Annotated in this window: 21 protein-coding genes; 9 read left to right on the top strand and 12 right to left on the bottom strand. The window is 76.4% G+C overall.

Annotation, left to right across the window (positions count from 1 at the left end; translation table 11 throughout):
* The first annotated feature begins 18 nt into the window (after positions 1 to 18).
* Both KJP73_RS10085 and KJP73_RS10080 read left to right on the top strand, forming a co-directional pair.
* A complete protein-coding gene (locus tag KJP73_RS10085) occupies positions 19 to 1,215 on the top strand; it encodes an LLM class flavin-dependent oxidoreductase (protein ID WP_213282726.1) in 1,197 nt (398 codons plus the stop codon).
* Between the two features lie 127 nt (positions 1,216 to 1,342).
* Entirely contained in the window at positions 1,343 to 1,963 is a 621-nt protein-coding gene (locus KJP73_RS10080) for an FMN reductase (protein WP_213282725.1), read from the top strand.
* Positions 1,964 to 1,994: 31 nt separating this feature from the next.
* Here KJP73_RS10080 and KJP73_RS10075 read toward each other — a convergent pair whose 3' ends face one another.
* The 3 genes from KJP73_RS10075 to KJP73_RS10065 form a co-directional block, all read right to left on the bottom strand.
* Positions 1,995 to 4,247, bottom strand: a complete 2,253-nt coding sequence (locus KJP73_RS10075) for a SpoIIE family protein phosphatase (RefSeq protein WP_213282724.1) — start codon at positions 4,245 to 4,247, stop codon at positions 1,995 to 1,997.
* Between the two features lie 68 nt (positions 4,248 to 4,315).
* Positions 4,316 to 4,693 carry a fluoride efflux transporter CrcB gene (gene crcB / locus KJP73_RS10070; protein WP_213282723.1) on the bottom strand — a complete coding sequence of 126 codons (378 nt, stop codon included), beginning with the start codon at positions 4,691 to 4,693 and terminating at the stop codon, positions 4,316 to 4,318.
* On the bottom strand, positions 4,690 to 5,130 hold the full coding sequence (locus KJP73_RS10065) for a fluoride efflux transporter FluC (RefSeq protein WP_249669282.1): 441 nt from the start codon (positions 5,128 to 5,130) through the stop codon (positions 4,690 to 4,692). The genes crcB and KJP73_RS10065 overlap by 4 nt, the downstream gene beginning before the upstream one ends.
* A 77-nt stretch (positions 5,131 to 5,207) precedes the next feature.
* Here KJP73_RS10065 and KJP73_RS10060 point away from each other — a divergent pair, with 77 nt between their 5' ends.
* The 3 genes from KJP73_RS10060 (at position 5,208) to KJP73_RS10050 (ending at position 6,437) form a co-directional block, all read left to right on the top strand.
* A complete protein-coding gene (locus tag KJP73_RS10060) occupies positions 5,208 to 5,645 on the top strand; it encodes a phage holin family protein (RefSeq protein ID WP_213282722.1) in 438 nt (145 codons plus the stop codon).
* 91 nt (positions 5,646 to 5,736) lie between these two features.
* A complete protein-coding gene (locus KJP73_RS10055) occupies positions 5,737 to 6,165 on the top strand; it encodes a phage holin family protein (RefSeq protein ID WP_213282721.1) in 429 nt (142 codons plus the stop codon).
* Complete coding sequence (locus KJP73_RS10050) at positions 6,162 to 6,437, top strand: DUF3618 domain-containing protein (protein ID WP_213282720.1); 276 nt, start codon at positions 6,162 to 6,164, stop codon at positions 6,435 to 6,437. The genes KJP73_RS10055 and KJP73_RS10050 overlap by 4 nt, the downstream gene beginning before the upstream one ends.
* A gap of 82 nt (positions 6,438 to 6,519) precedes the next feature.
* Here KJP73_RS10050 and KJP73_RS19260 read toward each other — a convergent pair whose 3' ends face one another.
* From KJP73_RS19260 to KJP73_RS10035, 3 genes are all read right to left on the bottom strand, one after another.
* Positions 6,520 to 7,185 carry a methylated-DNA--[protein]-cysteine S-methyltransferase gene (locus KJP73_RS19260; RefSeq protein ID WP_249669281.1) on the bottom strand — a complete coding sequence of 222 codons (666 nt, stop codon included), beginning with the start codon at positions 7,183 to 7,185 and terminating at the stop codon, positions 6,520 to 6,522.
* 95 nt (positions 7,186 to 7,280) lie between these two features.
* Positions 7,281 to 8,999, bottom strand: a complete 1,719-nt coding sequence (locus KJP73_RS10040; RefSeq protein WP_249669280.1) for a DNA-3-methyladenine glycosylase 2 family protein — start codon at positions 8,997 to 8,999, stop codon at positions 7,281 to 7,283.
* 155 nt (positions 9,000 to 9,154) lie between these two features.
* The gene (locus KJP73_RS10035; RefSeq protein ID WP_213282719.1) at positions 9,155 to 9,361 is read right to left on the bottom strand and encodes a BldC family transcriptional regulator; all 207 of its coding nucleotides are present in this window, start codon (positions 9,359 to 9,361) and stop codon (positions 9,155 to 9,157) included.
* Between the two features lie 752 nt (positions 9,362 to 10,113).
* Between KJP73_RS10035 and KJP73_RS10030 the strand changes: the two genes are divergently transcribed.
* The gene (locus KJP73_RS10030) at positions 10,114 to 10,302 is read left to right on the top strand and encodes a DUF3073 domain-containing protein (protein WP_213282718.1); all 189 of its coding nucleotides are present in this window, start codon (positions 10,114 to 10,116) and stop codon (positions 10,300 to 10,302) included.
* Positions 10,303 to 10,596: 294 nt separating this feature from the next.
* On the opposite strand, the gene purM is transcribed toward KJP73_RS10030, so the two are convergent.
* The 3 genes from purM to KJP73_RS10015 all read right to left on the bottom strand — a co-directional run bounded on the left by purM (position 10,597) and on the right by KJP73_RS10015 (position 13,769).
* Positions 10,597 to 11,733: a phosphoribosylformylglycinamidine cyclo-ligase gene (purM, locus tag KJP73_RS10025; RefSeq protein WP_213282717.1), complete on the bottom strand. Its 1,137-nt coding sequence runs from the start codon at positions 11,731 to 11,733 to the stop codon at positions 10,597 to 10,599.
* Positions 11,730 to 13,280 (bottom strand): amidophosphoribosyltransferase, encoded by a 1,551-nt coding sequence (gene purF / locus KJP73_RS10020; RefSeq protein WP_213282716.1) that lies wholly within the window; start codon positions 13,278 to 13,280, stop codon positions 11,730 to 11,732. The genes purM and purF overlap by 4 nt, the downstream gene beginning before the upstream one ends.
* 75 nt (positions 13,281 to 13,355) lie before the next feature.
* Entirely contained in the window at positions 13,356 to 13,769 is a 414-nt protein-coding gene (locus KJP73_RS10015) for a histidine kinase (RefSeq protein WP_249669279.1), read from the bottom strand.
* Between the two features lie 67 nt (positions 13,770 to 13,836).
* Between KJP73_RS10015 and KJP73_RS10010 the strand changes: the two genes are divergently transcribed.
* The gene (locus KJP73_RS10010) at positions 13,837 to 14,496 is read left to right on the top strand and encodes an IMPACT family protein (RefSeq protein ID WP_213282715.1); all 660 of its coding nucleotides are present in this window, start codon (positions 13,837 to 13,839) and stop codon (positions 14,494 to 14,496) included.
* Between the two features lie 3 nt (positions 14,497 to 14,499).
* On the opposite strand, the gene KJP73_RS10005 is transcribed toward KJP73_RS10010, so the two are convergent.
* The 3 genes from KJP73_RS10005 to purL form a co-directional block, all read right to left on the bottom strand.
* Entirely contained in the window at positions 14,500 to 14,874 is a 375-nt protein-coding gene (locus tag KJP73_RS10005) for a sterol carrier family protein (RefSeq protein WP_213282714.1), read from the bottom strand.
* 17 nt (positions 14,875 to 14,891) lie between these two features.
* Complete coding sequence (rsgA, locus tag KJP73_RS10000) at positions 14,892 to 15,935, bottom strand: ribosome small subunit-dependent GTPase A (protein WP_213282713.1); 1,044 nt, start codon at positions 15,933 to 15,935, stop codon at positions 14,892 to 14,894.
* A 66-nt stretch (positions 15,936 to 16,001) separates the two neighbouring features.
* Complete coding sequence (gene purL, locus KJP73_RS09995) at positions 16,002 to 18,434, bottom strand: phosphoribosylformylglycinamidine synthase subunit PurL (protein WP_213282712.1); 2,433 nt, start codon at positions 18,432 to 18,434, stop codon at positions 16,002 to 16,004.
* Between the two features lie 186 nt (positions 18,435 to 18,620).
* On the opposite strand from purL, the gene KJP73_RS09990 reads away from it, so the two are divergent.
* Positions 18,621 to 19,181: a YqeB family protein gene (locus KJP73_RS09990; protein WP_213282711.1), complete on the top strand. Its 561-nt coding sequence runs from the start codon at positions 18,621 to 18,623 to the stop codon at positions 19,179 to 19,181.
* Positions 19,178 to 20,050: a DUF2599 domain-containing protein gene (locus tag KJP73_RS09985; RefSeq protein WP_213282710.1), complete on the top strand. Its 873-nt coding sequence runs from the start codon at positions 19,178 to 19,180 to the stop codon at positions 20,048 to 20,050. The genes KJP73_RS09990 and KJP73_RS09985 overlap by 4 nt, the downstream gene beginning before the upstream one ends.
* Positions 20,051 to 20,337 lie beyond the last annotated feature (287 nt).

Raw genomic sequence — 20,337 nt, 5'->3', positions numbered from 1 at the left:
CGACTTGAGGAGCGCGAGATGCAGTTCGGAGTCTTCACGGTCAGCGACATCACGACCGACCCCACCACGGGCCGCACGCCCGACGACACCGAGCGCGTCCGGTCGATCCTCACGATCGCCCAGCACGCGGAGGAGGTCGGCCTCGACGTCTTCGCGACCGGCGAGCACCACAACCCGCCGTTCGTGGCGTCCTCCCCGACGACGATGCTCGGCTACCTGGCCGGGCGCACCACGAACATCGTGCTGTCGACCGCGACCACGCTGATCACCACGAACGACCCGGTCCGGCTGGCCGAGGAGTACGCGATGCTCCAGGTGATCTCCGACGGCCGGATGGACCTCATGATGGGCCGCGGCAACACCGGCCCGGTCTACCCGTGGTTCGGTCAGGACATCCGGCAGGGCATCCCGCTCGCGATCGAGAACTACGCCCTGCTGCGCCGCCTCTGGGAGGAGGAGGTCGTGGACTGGGAGGGCAAGTTCCGCACCCCGCTGCAGGGCTTCACCTCCACCCCGCGCCCGCTGGACGGCGTCCCGCCGTTCGTCTGGCACGGCTCGATCCGCAGCCCCGAGATCGCCGAGCAGGCCGCCTACTACGGCGACGGCTTCTTCCACAACAACATCTTCTGGCCGATGAGCCACACGAAGCAGATGGTGCAGTTCTACCGCCAGCGCTTCGAGCACTACGGCCACGGGCGCGCGGACCAGGCGATCGTCGGCCTCGGCGGCCAGGTGTTCATGCGGAAGAGCTCGCAGGACGCCGTCGACGAGTTCCGGCCCTACTTCGACAACGCCCCGGTCTACGGCCACGGCCCGTCGCTGGAGGACTTCTCGGCGCAGACCCCGCTGACCGTCGGCTCCCCGCAGCAGGTCATCGACCGGTACGCCGCGATGCGCCACGACGTCGGCCACTACCAGCGGCAGCTGTTCCTCATCGACCACGCGGGGCTCCCGCTCAAGACGGTGCTGGAGCAGCTCGACATCCTGGGCGGCGAGGTCGTCCCCGTGCTCCGCAAGGAGATGGAGTCCGACCGCCCCGCCGACGTGCCGTCCGGCCCGCCCACGCACGCCGAGCGCGTCGCGAAGGCCCGCGCCGCCGGTGCCGTCCACGAGCAGACCGTCGCCGCGGCCGACCACTGGACCGGGAAGACCGCCGAGGACGACGCCGCCGCCGCGGACGCCGTCAGCACCAGGGGCGCGGCCTTCGGCCTCTGACCCACCCGCGGAACATCCGCGCGGAGTGGAGAGTTCTGCCGGACACGCCCGGCGTGTCCCGTCAGGACGCTCCACTCCGCGCACCTCAGCACGCACCAGCACCACCCCAGAACGAGGAGCACCACTCATGACCGAGCGCAGGATCGTCGCGCTGTCGGCCGGCCTCGGCCAGCCGTCGTCCACCCGCCTGCTCGCCGACCGGCTCGCCGAGGCGACGGCCACCGAGCTCGCCGACCGCGGCCAGCGCCCCGAGGTCCGCGTCGTCGAGCTCCGGGACCACGCGCACGACATCGTCAACGCGATGCTCACCGGGGTGCCCAGCCCCGCGCTCGCCGAGGTCATCGACGCGGTGACCGGCGCCGACGCGCTGATCGCCGTGACGCCGCTCTTCACCACGACGTACTCGGGCCTGTTCAAGTCGTTCATCGACATCCTGGACAAGGACGGCATCATCGGGCTGCCCGTCCTGCTGGGCGCGACCGGCGGCACCCCCCGGCACTCGCTGGCGATCGAGTACTCGATCCGCCCGCTGTTCACCTACCTGCGGGCCGACGTCGCGACGACGTCCGTGTTCGCGGCGACCGACGACTGGGCCACCGGCAGCACCGCGGGCGAGCCGAGCCCGCTGCCCGCGCGCATCCGCCGGGCCGGCGCCGAGCTCGCGGCGACCGTCGCCGCCCGCGGCCCCCGCGGCCCGCAGGACCCGTTCGCCGGCGCGCCGTCCTTCGCGGACCTGCTCGGCGGCTGACGGCGCGCGCCGCCCGGGCGGGTCGCGGCCGTCAGTCCCGGGCGAGCAGGACCACCGTCGCGTCGTCCTCCGACGCGCTGTCCCGGACGCGGGCGACCACGTCCCCGAGGCGGCCCGGCTCCGGCCGCCCGACCTGGGCGACGGTCCGGGCCATCGCCACGCGCATCGACTCGCCGCGCCGCTCGATCAGGCCGTCGGTCAGCAGCAGCAGCGCGTCCCCGGGCGCCAGCGTGACGCGCCCCGAGGCGGGCTCGGCGTCCAGCAGGCCGAGCAGCGGTGAGCCGAGCACCGGCTCCCACGCCGCCGAGCCGTCCGCCCGGACGAGCAGCGGCGGGAGGTGCCCGGCGGAGGAGTGCTCGACCTCACCGGTCGCCGGGTCCAGCACGGCCAGGGCCATCGTCGCCATCTGACCGGGCCGGGACCACCGGGCGAGCCGGGCGACCCGGCTGAGCACGACGGCCGGCGGCGCGGCGTCCAGCAGGTAGGCGCGCGTGGCGTGCCGCAGCTCGGCCATCGCGGCGGCCGCGGGCAGGCCGTGCCCGGTCACGTCGCCGACCGCGAGCGCGACCCGCCCGTCGGACAGCGTCACGACGTCGTACCAGTCGCCGCCGACCTGCCCGGTGCCGGACGGCTCGTAGCGGGCCTCGACCGTCCAGCCCGGCACCGCCGGCAACCGCGACGGCACGAGGGTGCGCTGCAGGGCGCGCGCCGCGAGCACCTCGGCCTGCCCGCGCCGGAACATCGCCTCGACGAGGTGGCCGCGCAGGTCGGTCGCGTTGGTCGCGTGCCGGTCGTCCCACGGCGCCGAGCGCCCGCGGACGTGCTCCCGCCACGCGTCGAACGAGGTGCGGGGGCTGAGCCGGTACCGGTCGCCGTCCCGGACGGCGATGGCCTTGTTGTGCGGGTCGCCGCCCCAGTCGACGGTCCGCACCACCTCGTCGCGGAGCCAGACCACCGAGCCGCCGTCCGGCAGGGCGAGCGCGAGGGCGCCGGCGGTGCCGGGGACGTGCGGGGCGGTGGGCTCGTCCGGCAGGTGGTCGGTGGCCAGCACCCCGCCGACGCCGCTGCCCCACGCCGCGAGCCTCCGCCGCGCCTCGGCGTCCGGCACCCGGCCCCGGGAGGCCAGGTCGCCGCCGACGCAGACCACGACGCCGTCCGCGGGGACGAGCTCCAGCAGGTCGTCCGTGCGGGTCAGCGCCTGCGCGAGCCGGACGTCCTCGTCCCGGCTGGCGGCGACGAGCCGGGCGAGCACGCCGGACGCGCGCCGGGACTCCGCCAGCAGGTCCTCCTCGACCTGCGCGACGAGCCGCGCGGACAGCGCCACGCCCAGGAACTCCGCCGCCGCACGCACGCCGTACGACGGGGCGTGCGGCCCGGCGTAGTGGTGGCAGGCCACCATGCCCCACAGCTTCCCGTCGCGGAGCAGGGAGATCGACATCGAGGCGCGGACGCCCATGTTGCGCAGGTACTCGCAGTGGATCGGCGAGACGCTGCGCAGCGTCGCGTAGGTGAGGTCGAGCGGCCGGCCCGACAGCGGCTCGGCCGTCGGCACCACGGGGACGGGCGTGTAGTCGACGTCCGAGATCAGCCGGATCCAGCTCTTCTCGTACAGCGCACGCGCCTGGGGCGGGATGTCCGAGGCCGGGTAGTGCAGCCCGAGGAACGGCTCGAGGTCGTCGCGGCGGGCCTCGGCGACCACCTCGCCGTTGTACTCCGCGTCGAACCGGTAGAGCATCACGCGGTCGAAGCCGGTCATCGCCCGGACGTGCCGCGCCGCGGTGTCGTAGAGCCCGGTCAGCTCGCTCGCGCGGTTCAGGTCGGCGATGGCGTCGCGCACCCGCTCGTACGTGCTGCCGAACGTGAGCGGGCGGGGCCCGTCGGCGGTCTCGAGCTCGACGACGAACACCGGGCCGGGGTCGGACGCGGTGGCGGGCGGCGGGCGGTGCACGACCACGTCGAGGAGCACGGCCGCCTCGCCGGCGCCCACGTGCACGAGGCCGGGGTTCCGCGTGCGGTGGTCGGCGACCGCCGCCAGCTGCTCGAGCACCACGCGGGACGCGGCCCGGCCCAGCACGTCCGCGAGCGTCGCGCCCAGCACCTCGTCCACCGGCCGGCCGAGCACCTCGCCGACGTTGGCGGAGCACTGCAGCACGACGGAGCCCTGCTCCTGGACGACCAGCAGCACGCCGCGGGGCTGCACGGAGCCGGGGATGTGGATGGGCTCGCGCGCGCAGTTGTCCAGGTCGACGGGCTCGCCAGGGGCCAGGAAGACCTGCTGCGTCACCCGTCACCCCTTCCCCTCGCCCACGACGGACCGCCGTCACGACGTGCGACGGCACCTCCCCCAGTAGATCACCCGGTGCCGACGGCCATGAGGAGGATCCCGGCGGCGGCCGCGCCGACGGTGACGACGAGCGTGCCGAGCACGTTCAGCACCGCTCGGCCCCGCTCGTCGGCCTGGGCCAGCCGGACGGTCTCGACCATCGCGGTGGAGAAGGTCGTGTACCCCCCGCAGAACCCCGTGGCGAGCAGCAGCTGCCAGGTGCCGGGCAGCCCCCGGTACAGGTGCGCGCCGGCGATCAGCCCGATGAGCAGCGACCCGGTCACGTTGATGGTGATCGTCGCGACCGGCAGGATCGTGCGTCCCCGCGCGCGGACGGCACCGTCGACCCAGAACCGGGTCGCGGCCCCGGCGCCGCCGAGCAGGGCGACCAGCAGCGCGTCCCTCACCGGGCACCCGGCCCGCCCGCGGCCGCGCACAGCACGCCGCCGACCACGCTGACCGCGGCGTACCCGAGGCCGGTCCCGAGCGCACCCGCGGCGAGCAGCCGCTCCGTCTCCAGCGCCAGCGCGCTGAACGTGGTGAACCCGCCGAGCAGCCCCGTGCCGAGCGCCAGCCGCACCCGCAGCACGCCGGGCGTCTCCGGCCCCCGCCGGCCCAGGGCCTCCAGCAGGGCCCCGAGCAGGAACGCGCCCACCAGGTTCGCCGTCAGCGTCCCCAGCGGCCAGCCGTGCTGCACCGGCAGCGCCTGCGCCAGCCCGTACCGCCCGAGCGACCCGGCCGCGCCGCCCACCGCGACCAGCAGCGCCAGCGCCGCACGCCCGCGGGGCGAGGTCGTCGGCGCCCGGGGCGGCAGGTCCTCCGGGGCGGGCGCGGGCGTCGGCACCGGGACATCCTCGCGCACCGGCGTCGCTAGGGTGGGTTCGACGGGCTGCACCGGCCCCGGACCGCGAAGGAGCGACCGTGACGAGCACCAGCGACGACCCGCGCCGACCCGGGCTGTTCAGCCGGTTCACCGAGCCGCTCGCGGAGTTCACACGGGAACGGGTCGAGCACGTCGAGGACCGCGTCCGGCAGTCGATCCAGTCCGAGATCGACTCCGTCACGCGCTCCGTGCGCGCGCGGGCGGTGGAGGTCCGCCCCAGCGCGCTGGCGTTCGCGGCGGCGCTGCTGCTCACCGTCTTCGGCCTCGCGCTGCTCGTGACGGCGGCGGTCGTCGCGCTCGACCTCGTGCTGGACCTCTGGCTCGCGGCGCTGATCGTGGGCGTGGTGCTGATCGCCGTCGCGGCCGGTGCCGCCGCGTGGGGACGTCGACGCCTGCCGCAGCCGGTGCGCGTCGCCCCCGCCGGGGCCGGTCCCGCACCCGACGCCGAGGAGCTCGTGCACCCCTGGACCGACTGAGGACGCGGCCGGCGAGCGCGCCCACCTGCGCGGATCCCCCGGACGGGCCAGACTGGGCTCCGAACGCCTCCCGCCCACGAAGGAGCACCGGATGACGACGACATGGGGCCGCGGCTCCGGGCCGGACCAGCAGTCGATCGGCCAGCTGATCAGCCGGCTGAGCGAGCAGGCCGCCCGGCTCGTCCGCGCCGAGATCGACCTGGCCAAGGCGGAGCTGGCCCAGAAGGCCAAGGCCGCCGGCATCGGGGCCGGCCTGCTGGCGGGCGCCGCGTTCTTCGGCTTCTTCACGTTCGCGGTCCTGGTGACCACCGTGATCCTGGCGCTCAGCGAGGCGATGCCGCCGTGGCTGGCCGCGCTGATCGTCCTGGTGCTGCTCGCGGTCGTCACGGCCGTGCTCGCGCTGATCGGGATCAAGAGCCTGAAGAAGGGCACCCCGCCGACGCCGGAGAAGGCGATCGCGGGGCTGAAGCAGGACGCCGACACCGTGTCCCGGTCCGTCAAGGAGGGTCTGCACCGATGAGCGACACCACCAGCACGCCGTCCATCAGCGACCTGGAGGCCGAGGTGACGCTCACCCGCGCCGAGCTCGCCGGCACCGCGGACGAGCTCGCCGCCCGGCTGGCCCCGAAGCGGCAGATCGCGGACGCCAAGGAGAACGCGCGCAAGGTGTGGCGCGACGCCGTCGGCACCGACCCCGGCGCGGACCCGGCGAACCGGAACCGCTCCCGCGCGGTGCTCGCCTCGGGCGTGGGCGCGCTCGCGCTCGTCGTGCTGCTGATCGTCCGGCGGTGACGCCGCACGGCCGACCGGTCCCGCAGGGGACCGGCCGGCCGGGTCGTCGGCCGGGTGCCCGGCCTGGTCGTCGACCCGGGCGTCAGGCGCGCGACTCGTGCGCCAGCAGCGCCCGCTTCACGTCCAGCCCGTAGTAGTACCCGCCCAGCGCCCCGCCGGAGCGCAGCACCCGGTGGCACGGCACGAACGGGGCGACGAGGTTCCGCGCGCAGGCCGACCCGGCGGCGCGGACCGCCGTGGGGCTCCCGGCGGCGAGCGCGAGCTCGGCGTACGTCACCGTGCCGCCCGGGGCGATGGCGCGCATCGCGAGCCACGCGCGCTGCTGGAACGGCCCGCCGGGCTGCTCGACCGGCACGCCGTCGAGCGCCGCGACGTCCCCGTCCGCGTACCGTGCGACGGCGTCCGCCACGGCCGCCGGACCGGCCCCGCGACCGGCCAGGGCATCGGCCGGCAGCAACTCGTGCCCCCGCGTGCTCAGCGCCAGCGGGAGGCGCGCGACCATCGCCGCGACGGGGGCGAACCCCGCCGCCCGGACGACGCCCTCCGGGGTGAGCAGCACGGCGAGCTCCCCCGCCGGCGTGGGCAGCGCGACCGCGAGCAGCGGCTCCGCCGCGACCGCACCGGCGGCGGCCGCAGCGGCGGCAGGGGCCACGGGGGTGGCAGAGGCCACGGGGGTGGCAGCGGCGGCAGGGGTCGCAGGGGCGGCGGCAGGGGCCGGGAGCGTCAGGGTGGATCCGTCGAGGGCCATGGCTCCATCATGCGCCGCCCCCGCAGCGCGGATCTGGCGGTCCGCGGACATCGCGGTGCCGCCGCGCACCCCCGGGCCGGCGGGCCGGCGCGCCGTCATCGCGCCGCTGCCGCTGCCGGTGCCGGAGCCACTTCCGCTGCGGGTGCGGGTCCAGGTGCCGCTGCTGGTGCGGACGGCCGCGCCGCAGGCTCCCCGGCGTCGGCCGCCATCGCCGTCCACAGGTGCTGCGCGGCGTACCCGCGCCACGGCCGCCACTGCTGCGACCGGTCCCGCACCGCGCGCGCGGCCGGCGCCTCCTCGCGGCCGGGGGTCGGCGCGTACCGGCCGACGGCACGACGCAGGACCAGGTCGCCGTCGGGGAACGCGTCCGGGTCGCCGAGCGCCCGGAGCGCGACGTACTCGGCCGTCCACGGCCCGACGCCCGGCAGGGCCAGCAGCTGCGCGCGGGTCCGGTCCCGGTCCGCCGCGGGGTCGAGCAGCAGACCGTCCGCTGCGGCACGCGCCACCGCGACCACCGTGGTCGCGCGGGAGCCGGTCAGGCCGAGCGCCCGGACGCCGTCGACACCCACCGCGGCCAGCACGTCCGGGCGCGGGAACGCCCGCAGCGCGTCGGCGCCGTCCGTCCCCGGCGCCCCGTGGGCGGCGACCAGCCGGGCGGTCAGGGTGCGTGCCGCCTCCACGGACACCTGCTGGCCGAGCACCGCGCGCACCGCGAGCTCGTACCCGTCGACCGTGCCCGGCACCCGGAGCCCGGGCCGCCGGGCGACGAGCGGCGCCAGGTCCGGGTCCTCCGCCAGCGCGGCGTCGACCAGCGCGGGGTCGGCGTCCAGGTCGAGCCAGCGGCGGACGCGGGCGACGGTCGGGGCGAGGTCCGCGAGCGAGCCCAGCTCGAGCTCGACGTCCACCCGCGCGCCGTCCCGCGCGAGCCGCACCGTCACCCCGGCCGGTCCGTGGGGCGCGGGCACCAGGCGGCGCACCCGGTACTCCGTGGCCGACGCCTCGGCGACCTCCAGCCCGGCGACGGCGCGGCGCTCGACGTGCGCGAACCACGCGGCGGCGTCGAACGGCGGGCGGTGCCGCAGGTGCAGGGCGAGGCGTGCGCGGTCGACCGGTGGCCGGGCGGCGGCGAGTGCGTCACCGTCGTCGCCGGGCGCCGTGCTCGCGTGCACCCGGGTGCCCGTGGGCGGGGACGTCGCGGCAGCCGTCCCGGCCGCACCGGCACGACGCCGGCGCCGCAGGTCCCGGGGAGCGGCGCCGAAGGTCGCGCGCATGACGTCGTTGAACTGCCGGACGCTCGCGAACCCGGCGGCGAAGGCGACGTCGGCCATCGGCAGCGCGGTCTCGTCGAGCAGGTGCCGGGCCAGCTGCGCCCGGCGGCTGCGGGCGATCTGCGCGGGCCCGGCGCCCATCTCGGCGACCACGACGCGCTGGAGGTGGCGCGAGCTGACGTGCAGCCGGGCGGCGAGCCCGTCGACCCCGACCTCGTCCACCACGCCGAGCGCGATCGCACGCAGCGCCTGGGCCGCGAGGTCGGCGCGCGCGTCCCACTCCCGGCTGCCGGGCAGCGCGTCCGGGCGGCAGCGGCGGCACGCGCGGAACCCGGCGGCGACCGCGGCGGCGGCGGACCGGTAGTAGCGGCAGTTCTCCTGCCGGGGGGTGCGCGCCGGGCAGGAGGGCCGGCAGTACACGCCGGTCGACGTCACGCCGAGGTACAGGCGGCCGTCGTAGCGCGGGTCCCTGCCGCTCACCGCGCGGTAGGCGACGGCACGGTCGATCCAGGTGGGCAGGTCGTCCTGCGGGTTCGTGGTGCTCACCGCCTCACCCTCGTCCGTCGCGGACCCCCATTCTGGCGGTCCTCGGACACGGCGGTGGGAGCGCCAGCGCTGCGCGGTCAGGTCGAGGGCGTCAGCGCCGGCGCGCTCGGTGCGGGCGCGGTCGGTGCCGGCGCACCGGCGTCAGCGGTCCGGCGTCAGGAGTCGTCGCGCTGACCGGGGATGCCGCCGAGGAGCTCGCGCACCTCGGTCTCCCGGTACCGGCGGTGACCGCCCAGCGTGCGGATCGACGAGAGCTTGCCGGACTTGGCCCACCGGGTCACGGTCTTGGGATCGACCCGGAACAGGGTCGCGACCTCGGACGGGGTGAGCAGGATCTCGTTCTCGGTGTGCGGGGCGGACACGTCAGACCTCCGGGGTGCTGTCCTGGCGGTGACGGCCGGCCCGCGGGCCCGCCGTCGGATCTGTCTGGAACAGGGCCGTCCTCGGTACCAGTGCCCGGGCCACGCCCGGGCACCTCTGCGACGGCGACCTCAACACGCTCTGACCCCCTAGCGCCCCCACCGCGACGACTCTGTCACGATCGAACTCTCGCAACTAGTACCAACGTCCCATCTCCGGACAAGCGGTAACTATTGGGACACTCTAGGTCGAAGTGGACATGACTGCGCGTCGGCACGCTGGGCCGAACGGGGGGTCGCCAGGCGGGGCACGGTCACCCGAACGTGTCCGGGCCGCTGTGACTGGGCGCCGGGGCGACGCCGCGACCACGGACTTCGCCCGCGAGACCACGCCGGTCGGGTGATCGCGGGTGAAGGACGACACCCGTCCGTCGCGGCGCCCTCACCCTGTCAGCCGGTGGCGAACATCACAGGACGGCACCGCCCGGCGGGCCTCGCGGGGTCGCCGTCGGCCTCCGTACCCTCCCCGCGGCGCCCCGCGGCACGTCGCGCGGGTGCCGGTCCCGGTGCCGCGCGGGCCCCGTCGCACCCGCGCCGGGCGGCCGCCGGCGTGCGAGCGGCGTCACTCCGGCGGCGAGTGGTCGGAATGCCGCGGGACCATGTACCGTTGCGACACGAACAGACGATTCAGCACCCCGGGGCCGCACGTGTGAGCACGGAGCCGCCCCGCTTCCACGTTAGAGGGGGTCGATGCCATGGGGCGCGGCCGTCAGAAGGCTAAGCAGACGAAGGTGGCGCGGGAGCTGAAGTACTTCAGCCCTGACACCAACTACCGGGCCTTGGAGCAGGAGCTCACAGGGCGTCGGAACGACCTCGTCACCGACAGCCGCCAGGACTCCGACGACGAGGGTGATGACTACCCTCGCTGGGTGGACGAGCACTGAATCCCCGGCCGGTACACGCGTCGTCCGCGTGAGACCGGCCAGCCGCTGAGCACGCGGCACGCACAAGCAGCCGGGTCGGCACCGCGCTCCCCCGAGGACCGCGGTGCCGACCCGAGTGCTGTCCGGCCCGGCCCGGCCCGCCGACCCCACCGGCCCGCCGACCCGCCCCGCGCGGCCGAGGTCGAGGTCGAGGCCGAGGTCGTCACCACGGCACGAGGTCGTCAGTCCTGCGGGACGACCTCGTGCGCGACTGACGACCTCACCGTCCGACGGGCCAGCGCCCGTCGCGAGCCCTCAAGCCGTCCGGTACGCCCCGCTGAGGTGGACCGCGCCGCCCTGCACGCCCTTGGTCCCCGCGACCAGGTCCGGTCCCCCGGCCGCGTCGCGCTCGGCGTCGAGCGCGCGCACCTCGCCGAGGGTCCAGGCCTGCATCCCGAGCTCGGCCGCGTGCCGCAGCACCCCGTCGGCGCCGGCGGCGTCCACGATCGCGACCATGCCGACGCCCAGGTTCAGCGTCCGCTCCAGGTCCGTCCACGGCACGCCGCCCGCGGCCTGCACCAGCGAGAAGACGGGCGGCAGCGTCCACGAGTCCCGGGGCACGTCCGCCACCAGGCCGCCCGGCAGGACGCGCGCGACGTTCGCCGCGAGGCCCCCGCCGGTGACGTGGCTGAAGGCGTGCACCGCGCCGCCCGCCCGCTCGACGAGCGCCAGGCAGTCGGCCGCGTACACCCGGGTCGGCTCGAGGAGCTCCTCGCCGAGGGTCCGGCCGAGCTCCGGCACGTCCCGGTCCAGCGTCCAGCCCGCGACCTCGACCACGCGGCGGACCAGGGAGTAGCCGTTGGAGTGCAGCCCGGACGAGCCGAGCGCGATGAGCACGTCGCCCGCGCGGACCCGCTCCGGGCCGAGCAGCCCGTCGGCCTCGACCACACCGGTGGCCGCGCCCGCGACGTCGTACTCGTCGGGCCCGAGCAGACCGGGGTGCTCGGCGGTCTCGCCGCCCACCAGCGCGGTGCCGGCGACCGAGCAGGCCGCCGCGATGCCGCGCACGACGTCCGCGATCCGCTCGGGGACCACGCGGCCGCACGCGATGTAGTCGGTCATGAACAAGGGCTTGGCGCCCACGACCACGATGTCGTCGACGACCATGCCGACGAGGTCGAAGCCGATGGTGTCGTGCACGTCCATCGCCTGCGCGATCGCGACCTTCGTGCCCACGCCGTCCGTCGAGGTGGCCAGCAGCGGCCGCCGGTAGCCGACGAGCGCGGAGGCGTCGAACAGCCCGGCGAACCCGCCGACCCCGCCCAGCACCTGCGGCCCGTGCGTCGCGCGCACGGCGTCCTTCATCAGCTCGACGGCGCGGTCGCCGGCCTCGGTGTCGACCCCGGCCGCGGCGTACGTGACGCCGCCGGCACCCGGCCCGCCCGCGGTCACGGGTGCTCCAGCGCGTTGCCGCCGCCCGAGCCCGGCACGAGCGTCGCCAGCCCGTCCTCCGGGGAGCCCAGCGGGAGCTCGCTCTGCTCCAGCAGGTGCTTGCCGAGGCGGTCGGCGGGCGGGAGCTCGATGGGGTACTTCCCGGAGAAGCACGCGGTGCACAGCTGCGCGGCGGGCTGCTCGGTGGCGGCGACCATCGCGTCCATGGAGATGTAGCCGAGGGAGTCGGCGCCCAGCGAGGACCCGATCTCCTCGACGGCCAGGCCGTTCGCGATGAGCTCGGCGCGGGACGCGAAGTCGATGCCGTAGAAGCACGGCCACTTCACCGGCGGGCTGCTGATCCGCACGTGCACCTCGGCCGCGCCGGCCTCCCGGAGCATCCGGATGAGCGCGCGCTGGGTGTTGCCGCGGACGATCGAGTCGTCCACGACGACCAGCCGCTTGCCGCGGATGACCTCGCGCAGGGGGTTGAGCTTGAGGCGGATGCCGAGCTGGCGCAGCGTCTGGGACGGCTGGATGAAGGTGCGCCCGACGTACGCGTTCTTGGTCAGGCCCTGCCCGAACGGGATGCCGGACGCCTGCGCGTAGCCGACCGCCGCGGGCGTGCCCGACTCCGGCACGGGGATGACGAGGTCGGCCTCGACGGGGTGCTCGTGGGCGAGGCGGCGGCCCATCTCGACGCGGGCGGCGTGCACGGAGCGGCCGGCGATCGTGGTGTCCGGGCGGGCCAGGTACACGTACTCGAAGACGCACCCGGCGCGCTGCTGCGGCTCGGTGAACCGGCGCGTGCGCAGCCCGTCCGCGTCGATGGCGACGAGCTCGCCCGGCTCGATCTCGCGGACGAACGACGCGCCGACGATGTCGAGCGCCGGGGTCTCGCTCGCGACGACCCAGCCGCGCTCGAGGCGGCCCAGCACCAGCGGGCGCACGCCCTGCGGGTCGCGGGCGGCGTACAGGGTGTGCTCGTCCATCCACACCAGGCTGAAGGCGCCGCGCAGCCGCGGCAGCACCTCGACCGCGGTCTCCTCGAGCGTCGTGTCGGGGTCCCCGGCGAACAGCGCCGTCACCAGCGCGGTGTCCGTGGTGTTGCCGCGCGCGAGCTCGCCGCGCCGCTGGGCGCCGTACCGCTCCGCGACCAGGTCGACCAGCTCGGCCGTGTTGGTGAGGTTGCCGTTGTGCGCGAGGGCCACGGTGCCGCCGGCGGTCGCGCCGAGCGTCGGCTGCGCGTTCTCCCAGGTGCTGCCACCGGTGGTCGAGTAGCGCGCGTGCCCGACGGCGATGTGCCCGTGCAGGGCGTTCAGCGCGGTCTCGTCGAAGACCTGGGACACGAGCCCCATGTCCTTGTAGACGAGCAGCTGCTCGCCGTTCGACGTCGCGATGCCGGCGGACTCCTGCCCGCGGTGCTGCAGGGCGTAGAGCCCGAAGTAGGTGAGCTTGGCGACCTCCTCGCCGGGAGCCCAGACCCCGAAGACGCCGCACGCGTCCTGGGGTCCCTTCTCGTTCGGCAAGAGGTCGTGATTGAGCAGTCCGTCTCCGCGGGGGGCCACGACTCCATGGTGACACAGGCCCCCGCGCGCGGCCGAGCCGGCGGGTTCTGCGGGCGCTCCCCCGGCGGCGTGCGGTCAGCCCTGGCCGGCGTCCCGGCGGCGCACGCTGCGCCGGTCCGCCAGCACCGCCAGCCCCGCCCCGACGAACGCGCCGATGATCGCGCCGAGCAGCGCCGAGAGCAGCCGGACGGCGCCCTCGCCCTCCAGGATGCTGATGAACGCGGTGCCGTCCGACGGCGCGTCCGACGACCCCACGACGAGCGCGGCGACCAGCCCGAGCAGCGCCCCGAGCAGGACGCCCGCCGTGATGAACGCGCCGACCTTCGGGGCCCGGCGCACGCGCGCGGGCTCGGCGACGCGGGCCAGCTCGGCCTCGGTCGGCTCGGGCCGCGGCGCCGCCGCGGGAGCCGGCTCCACCGGGGTCGGCTGTGCGGGCAGGTCCGCGCCTGTCTCGTCGTCGGGTCGCCCGGTGTCGGTCGCGTCAGCCACCCGCCGATCCTAGGTCGCCCGCCACCGCCCGGCCGTCCGCGACCACCGGCGGCCCTAGGCTCGCGGGGTGGGAGCCGCTGCCGAGTCCGCCCCGCGGTACCCGTCCACCGTCGCCGCGCCGGTCGAGCACGAGCTCGTGGTGAAGCGGTCGCGGTTCCTGGCCCTCGTGCACCCGGTCGCGTCGGTGGCCGAGGCGGACGCCGTCGTCGCCGCGGTCCGCAAGCGGTACTGGGACGCGCGGCACCACTGCGTCGCGCTCGCCGTCGGCCCGCACGCCGAGCAGCAGCGCTCGACCGACGACGGGGAGCCGTCCGGGACCGCGGGCGTCCCGATGCTGGAGGTGCTCCGCCGCCGGGACCTGACGGACCTGGTGGTCGTCGTCACCCGGTACTTCGGCGGGGTGCTGCTCGGGGCCGGCGGGCTGGTCCGGGCGTACTCGACCGCCACGTCCGAGGCGCTCGACCTGGCCCGGCTCGTGCGGCGCAGCGCGGCGACGCGGGTGACGGTCGACGCCCCGCACGCGGACGCCGGCCGGCTGCACGGGGTGCTGCGCGACTGGGCGGGCGGGCACGACGCCTCCCTCGAGGACGTCGCCTACGGGGCGCAGGCGACGTTCACCCTGATGGTCCCGCCGCAGCACCTGGACGCGCTGGACGCGGCGCTCGCGTCGGCCACGTCCGGCGCCCTGACCGCGGAGCGCGGCCCCACGCAGGTCCAGTCCCGCTGACCGTCAGCCCCGGGCGCGGGTCGCCTGCAGCGGCAGCCAGCGGGCGATGTCCGCGCGCTCGCCGGACGCGCGCACCCTGCCCGCGTCGAGGGCCTCGGCCCAGGTGCTCTCCCCCGTCGCGAGCTCCAGCCAGGTCTGCGGGTCGGTCTCGACCACGTTGGGCGGGGTGCCGCGGGTGTGCCGCGGGCCCTCGACGGCCTGCACGGCCCCGTCCGGCGGCACCCGCACCTCGACGGTGTGCCCGGGCGCGACGTCCGCGAGCTCCTCGAGGGTGAACCGCACGGCGGTGCGGCGGGCGCGGAGGTCGGTCGGGTCGGCGCGCCAGGCGGCGACGGCGGCCCGGCCGACCGCGGGGTCGGTGCGGCGGCGCGGTGGCATCCCGCCATTCTCGCCGCTCAGCGGGCGGGGCGCGTGCGCTGCATCCGATGGTAGGCGGCCGTGGCCTGGCGGACGCGGGCCCGCTCCGACGCCGCGAGCCGGGCGTCCGCGCGCCGCTCCTGGAAGGCCGCCTCCCGGGCCAGCCGCCGCCAGGAGTCGAGCCGGCGGGCGGGCAGGCTCCCGTCCTCGACCGCCGCGAGCACGGCGCAGCCCGGCTCGGAGCGGTGCGCGCAGTCCCCGAACCGGCAGCGCGCCGCGAGCTCCGTGACGTCCGCGAACGTGCTGCCCAGCGACTCCGCGTCGGCGACGAGCCCGACGCCCCGCAGCCCGGGGGTGTCGATGAGGCACGCCCCGCCGGCGAGCGGCACGAGCTCGCGGTGCACCGTGGTGTGTCGGCCGCGGCCGTCGGAGCGCCGGTCGCCCGTCGCCATGACCTCGGCGCCGGCGAGGGCGTTGACCAGGGTGGACTTCCCCGCGCCGGACGGCCCCACGACCACCAGCGTCGTGCTCGGCGTCAGCAGCGCGCGCAGCGGCTCGAGCCCGGTGCCCGTCGTGACGCTCACCGCGTGCACCTCGGCGCCGATCGCGACGGCACGCACCTCGTCCGCCATCCCGCCGGGGTCGGGCACCAGGTCGGCCTTGGTCAGCACGACGACCGGCAGGGCCCCCGACCGCCACGCGAGCGTCAGCAGCCGCTCCACCCGGCCGGGGCTGGGATCGGGGTCCAGGTGCTCGACCACCAGCACGACGTCGACGTTGGCGGCCAGCACCTGCGTGTGGGAGGTGCGGTCGGACCCGTCGCGGACCACCGCGGTGCGGCGCTCGGTCAGCGCGGTGAGGGCCGGGGCGCCGTCGGGGTGGGCGCCGAGCAGGACGCCGTCGCCGACCGCCGGCGGGACGGTGCCGACGAGCGCGCCGGCGCGGTCGAGCAGCGGCACCGTGCCGCCGCGGGGCAGCGCGACGCGCACCGGCTCGCCGCCCTCTGCGGGCAGCACGAGCACCGCGCCCTTGTCCACGCGCACCACCCGACCCGTGGGGGTGGGAACCGTCCCGGTCGTCATGCGGACGACGCTAGGGACGGCACGACCCGCGGGGCGAGCGGATTTCCGCCGCCCCGCGGGCCCGCGTCAGCCGAAGTAGCGGGGCAGCGTGGCCTCGTGGGCCGCGCGGGCCTCGGCGAGCGGCAGCGTGAACAGCCCGGTGACCTCGACCGCCGGGGCGTGCACGTGGTCCTCCGGGAGCTCCTGCGACGGCGCGCCCGCGCCCGGGGTGCAGGTCTCGGCGGTGACGCCGATCCGCAGCGCCGGGACGCCCTGCGCGGTGCAGAGGTCCTCGAACCGGACCGCCTCGCTGCGCGGCACCGCCACGATCGCGCGGGCCGTCGACTCGGAGAACAGGGCCTCGAACGGCGTGACGCCGTCGCGCTCGCACAGGGCGGCCAGGTCCACCTGCACCCCGACGCCGTAGCGCAGCGAGGACTCGACGAGCGCCTGGGACAGGCCGCCCTCCGACAGGTCGTGGGCCGCGTCGACCAGGTCGTCGCGGGACGCCCGGACCAGGACCTCGGCCAGCCGGCGCTCGGCCTCCAGGTCGACCCGCGGCGGGGTGCCGCCGAGGTGCTGGTGCGCGACGTCCGCCCACGCGGAGCCGTCGAGCTCCGGCCGGGTCGTGCCGAGCAGGTACACGGACTGCCCCGCGGTGGTCCAGCCGGACGGGGTGGCCTCCGCGACGTCGTCGATCACGCCGAGCACGCCGACGACGGGCGTCGGGTGGATCGCGGAGTCGATCTTCCCGGGCTCCCCGGTGCCGTTGTACAGCGAGACGTTGCCGCCCGTGACGGGCACCGACAGCGTCGCGCAGCCGTCGGCGAGGCCCTCGATCGCCTGGACCAGCTGCCACATGGACGCCGGGTCCTCGGGGCTGCCGAAGTTCAGGCAGTCGGTCACGGCCAGCGGCCGGGCGCCGGACGCGGCGACGTTGCGGTACGCCTCCGCGAGCGCGAGCTGCGCGCCGGTGTACGGGTCGAGCTTGGCGTACCGGCCGTTCGCGTCGGTCGCGAGCGCCACGCCGAGGCCGGTCGTCTCGTCGACCCGGACCACGCCGGAGTCGTCGGGCTGCGCGAGGGCGGTGTTGCCCTGCACGAACCGGTCGTACTGGTCGGTGACCCACGCCTTCGACGCGAGGTTCGGCGAGGCGAGCAGCTCCAGCACGGTCGCGCGGAGCTCCGCCGGGGTCGCGGGCCGGGCGTACCGGGACGCGCCCTCGGGGGTGCTCACGGAGTCCGCGACGAGCACGTCCTGCCAGTCGGGCCGCGCGTACGGCCGGTCGTACACCGGGCCCTCGTGCGCGACCGTCCGCGGGTCGACGTCGACGATCCGCTGCCCGTGGTGGTCGATGGTGAGGCGCCCGGTGCCGGTGACCTCGCCGATCACGGCCGTCTCGACGTCCCACTTCGACGTGATCGCGAGGAACTCGTCGAGCTTCTCCGGCGTGACGACCGCCATCATCCGCTCCTGCGACTCCGACATGAGGATCTCGCCGGCCGTCAGGGTGGGGTCGCGCAGCAGCACGTTCTCGAGGTCGACGTGCATGCCGCCGTCGCCGTTGGACGCGAGCTCGGACGTCGCGCAGGAGATGCCGGCCGCGCCGAGGTCCTGGATGCCCTCGACCACCCGGGCCGCGTAGAGCTCCAGGCAGCACTCGATGAGCACCTTCTCCATGAACGGGTCGCCGACCTGGACCGACGGACGCTTCGAGGGCTTGGTGTCGTCGAACGTCTCGGACGCGAGGATCGAGGCGCCGCCGATGCCGTCGCCCCCGGTGCGCGCGCCGAACAGGACGACCTTGTTGCCCACGCCCGAGGCGTTCGCCAGGTGGATGTCCTCGTGCCGCAGCACGCCGAGGCACAGCGCGTTGACCAGCGGGTTGCCCTGGTAGGAGGCGTCGAACACCAGCTCCCCGCCGATGTTCGGCAGGCCGAGGGAGTTGCCGTAGCCGCCGACGCCCGACACGACGCCGTGCACGACGCGGGCGGTGTCCGGGTGGTCGACCGCGCCGAACCGCAGCTGGTCCATGACGGCCACGGGGCGCGCGCCCATCGAGATGATGTCGCGGACGATGCCGCCCACGCCGGTCGCCGCGCCCTGGTACGGCTCGACGTACGACGGGTGGTTGTGCGACTCGACCTTGAACGTCACGGCCCAGCCGTCGCCGATGTCGACCACGCCGGCGTTCTCGCCGATGCCGACCAGCAGGTGCTCGGTCATCTCGGGCGTGACCCGCTCGCCGAACTTCCGCAGGTGGTTCTTGCTGGACTTGTAGGAGCAGTGCTCCGACCACATCACGGAGTACATCGCGAGCTCGGCGGCGGTCGGGCGGCGGCCGAGGATGTCGCGGATGCGCTGGTACTCGTCGGGCTTGAGGCCGAGCTCCGCGAACGGCTGCGCGGCCTCCGGGGTGGCCGCGGCGTGCTCGACCGTGTCCGAGACGTGCCCGGCGGGCCGGTCGGGGGCGGGCTGGCCGGGCGATGCGGGCTGCTGCGAGGTGGGCGCGCTGGTCATCGAATCCCTCGGGCTGGTGGCCCGGGCGCCGCGGCCTGCGCAGGTGCAGGCGCCGGGCGCGACCGGGCGGGGCGGGCGTCGTCAGACGGGACAAGGCTACCGGCGCCGCGCGCCTCCCCCGCACGGCACCCCGGCTCCGCAGAAAGGCGGATGTGCCCGCCGCCGGCCCGTTCCTACGCTCGCCGCATGACCGAGCGACCGCACCCGCCGACGGGCACCGCCGGGCTCCGGGTGCCCCGGCAGGACGTCGTGCTCACCTACGTCCTGCTCGCCGGCGGCGGGGCCGTCGCCGGGCTGCTCCTGCACCTGGCGCGAGACTGGCTGCTCTCGCTCGCGTTCGTCCCGTGGCGCGGGGCGATCGAGACGATCGACCGGGTCGTGGACGGCTGGGGCGGCTGGGGCCCCGTGGCGCTGGTCGCGGGCGGCGCGGTGCTCGGGGCGCTGGCCGCGGCCGACGACCTGGGGAAGGAGCCGCGGATCGACGTGACGCGCGACGAGGTCGTCGTGACGCAGAGGACGAGCCGGCGGGCGTACCCGCGGGCCGACGTGCGCGAGGCGCTGCACGACGACAAGGCGCTCGTGCTGCTCGCCTCGAACGGGACGGAGCTCGCCCGCGTCCGCACCGCCGTCCCGGCGGCGGTGCTCGCGGAGGCCCTCCGGGGCGCCGGGTACAGCTGGCGGGACGCCGCACCCGCCGGCCCCCCGAGCGCCGCGCGCCCGCCCGGGTCCGCCACACTGGGCGGGTGACCCGCCGCCCGCGCGCCTCGCTCGCCGCCGCCGCCCTCGCGGTGACCGCCCTGCTGGCCGCGTGCACCGGTCCCGCCGAACCCCGCGGGACGAGCGAGACGAGCGAGGCGCCGGGTGCCGGACCGAGCGCGAGCACCGACGCGCAGCTCAGGCCGACCGACCCCGACGGCCTCCGCGCGGCCGGCACCGCCGTCCCGGTCGGCGACGTCACGCTCGCGGTGTGGCCGCCGCTCCCGGAGGCCCCGGGCGCGCCCGACGAGGACGGCGCGGTCGTGCTGACCGCCCCGCTGCCCGTGTCCGACGGCGGGACCGCCTCGGTGGTCCCCGTCCTGACGGTGGTCCCGCCCGCGGGCACGACGGTGGAGGAGCTGGAGGACGGGTCCGCGCTCGTGCGGGACGGCGACGGCCGCGCGGTCGCCGCCGTCACCGCGCCCGTCCTGGACGGGGTCGCCACGGGGTCCGGGCTGCGGGTGCAGGTGGACGCCGACGACGGCGGGACGCTCGCCTGGTCCGTCGTCGTGCCGGTGCGCACCGACGGCAGCGTGGAGCCCCTGCCCGGCGGGACCCTCGCCGCCACCGTGGCCACGACCGCGGTGCGCGGCGCCACGTGGTCGGACCGCGACGACGAGGGCGGGCGCAGCCTCGCGGTCGTCCCCGCGACGTGGGCCCGGACGGGCGGGCGCGCCGGCGAGGAGGCGGTCTGGTCGCAGCTCGTCGCGCAGGTGCCGGAGGCCGGGACACCCGCCATGCACGACCAGCTGACCTGCCACACCATCGGCGCCCCCGACAAGGCGAGCTGGAACCTGGAGCCGTGGCGGCCCGACGTCGGCCTGCTGCAGACGCTGGCGGCGCTGTGCAACCCGGAGTGACGCGGCAGCCCGGCGACCGCATGGCGGACGCACCGTCCTGCGCCCCGGTCGGTTGTTGCTACAGTCACCGCACCATGCGCCACACGACCGCCACCGCACGCACCCGCGCCTGTCGACCCCTGTCGACCGCCGCGTGCTGTTGTCGTCGCTGAACGCCCTCGCGCGTCGCTGACGCGCTGAGCCCCGGCCCCCTCGCCTCCCGGCGACCGGGCCGCCCCGCGGCACCTGCCGGCACGGGCCCCGCGGCCCGGTCGCCGGGAGGCGAGGGGGCCGGGGCTCAGCGCGTC

The sequence above is a fragment of the Cellulomonas hominis genome, from assembly GCF_901521055.1.
GTDB lineage: Bacteria > Actinomycetota > Actinomycetes > Actinomycetales > Cellulomonadaceae > Cellulomonas > Cellulomonas endometrii.
This window is presented reverse-complemented; position numbering and strand designations above follow the sequence as displayed.

Excerpts from the sequence above, each read along its gene's own strand:
- KJP73_RS10085 (WP_213282726.1), top strand. The coding sequence starts at position 19 with ATGCAGTTCGGAGTCTTCACGGTCAGCGACATCACGACCGACCCCACC.
- KJP73_RS10080 (WP_213282725.1), top strand. The coding sequence starts at position 1,343 with ATGACCGAGCGCAGGATCGTCGCGCTGTCGGCCGGCCTCGGCCAGCCG.
- KJP73_RS10055 (WP_213282721.1), top strand. The coding sequence starts at position 5,737 with ATGACGACGACATGGGGCCGCGGCTCCGGGCCGGACCAGCAGTCGATC.
- KJP73_RS10050 (WP_213282720.1), top strand. The coding sequence starts at position 6,162 with ATGAGCGACACCACCAGCACGCCGTCCATCAGCGACCTGGAGGCCGAG.
- KJP73_RS19260 (WP_249669281.1), bottom strand. The coding sequence starts at position 7,185 with ATGGCCCTCGACGGATCCACCCTGACGCTCCCGGCCCCTGCCGCCGCC.
- KJP73_RS10030 (WP_213282718.1), top strand. The coding sequence starts at position 10,114 with ATGGGGCGCGGCCGTCAGAAGGCTAAGCAGACGAAGGTGGCGCGGGAG.
- KJP73_RS10005 (WP_213282714.1), bottom strand. The coding sequence starts at position 14,874 with ATGCCACCGCGCCGCCGCACCGACCCCGCGGTCGGCCGGGCCGCCGTC.
- rsgA (WP_213282713.1), bottom strand. The coding sequence starts at position 15,935 with ATGACGACCGGGACGGTTCCCACCCCCACGGGTCGGGTGGTGCGCGTG.
- purL (WP_213282712.1), bottom strand. The coding sequence starts at position 18,434 with ATGACCAGCGCGCCCACCTCGCAGCAGCCCGCATCGCCCGGCCAGCCC.
- KJP73_RS09990 (WP_213282711.1), top strand. The coding sequence starts at position 18,621 with ATGACCGAGCGACCGCACCCGCCGACGGGCACCGCCGGGCTCCGGGTG.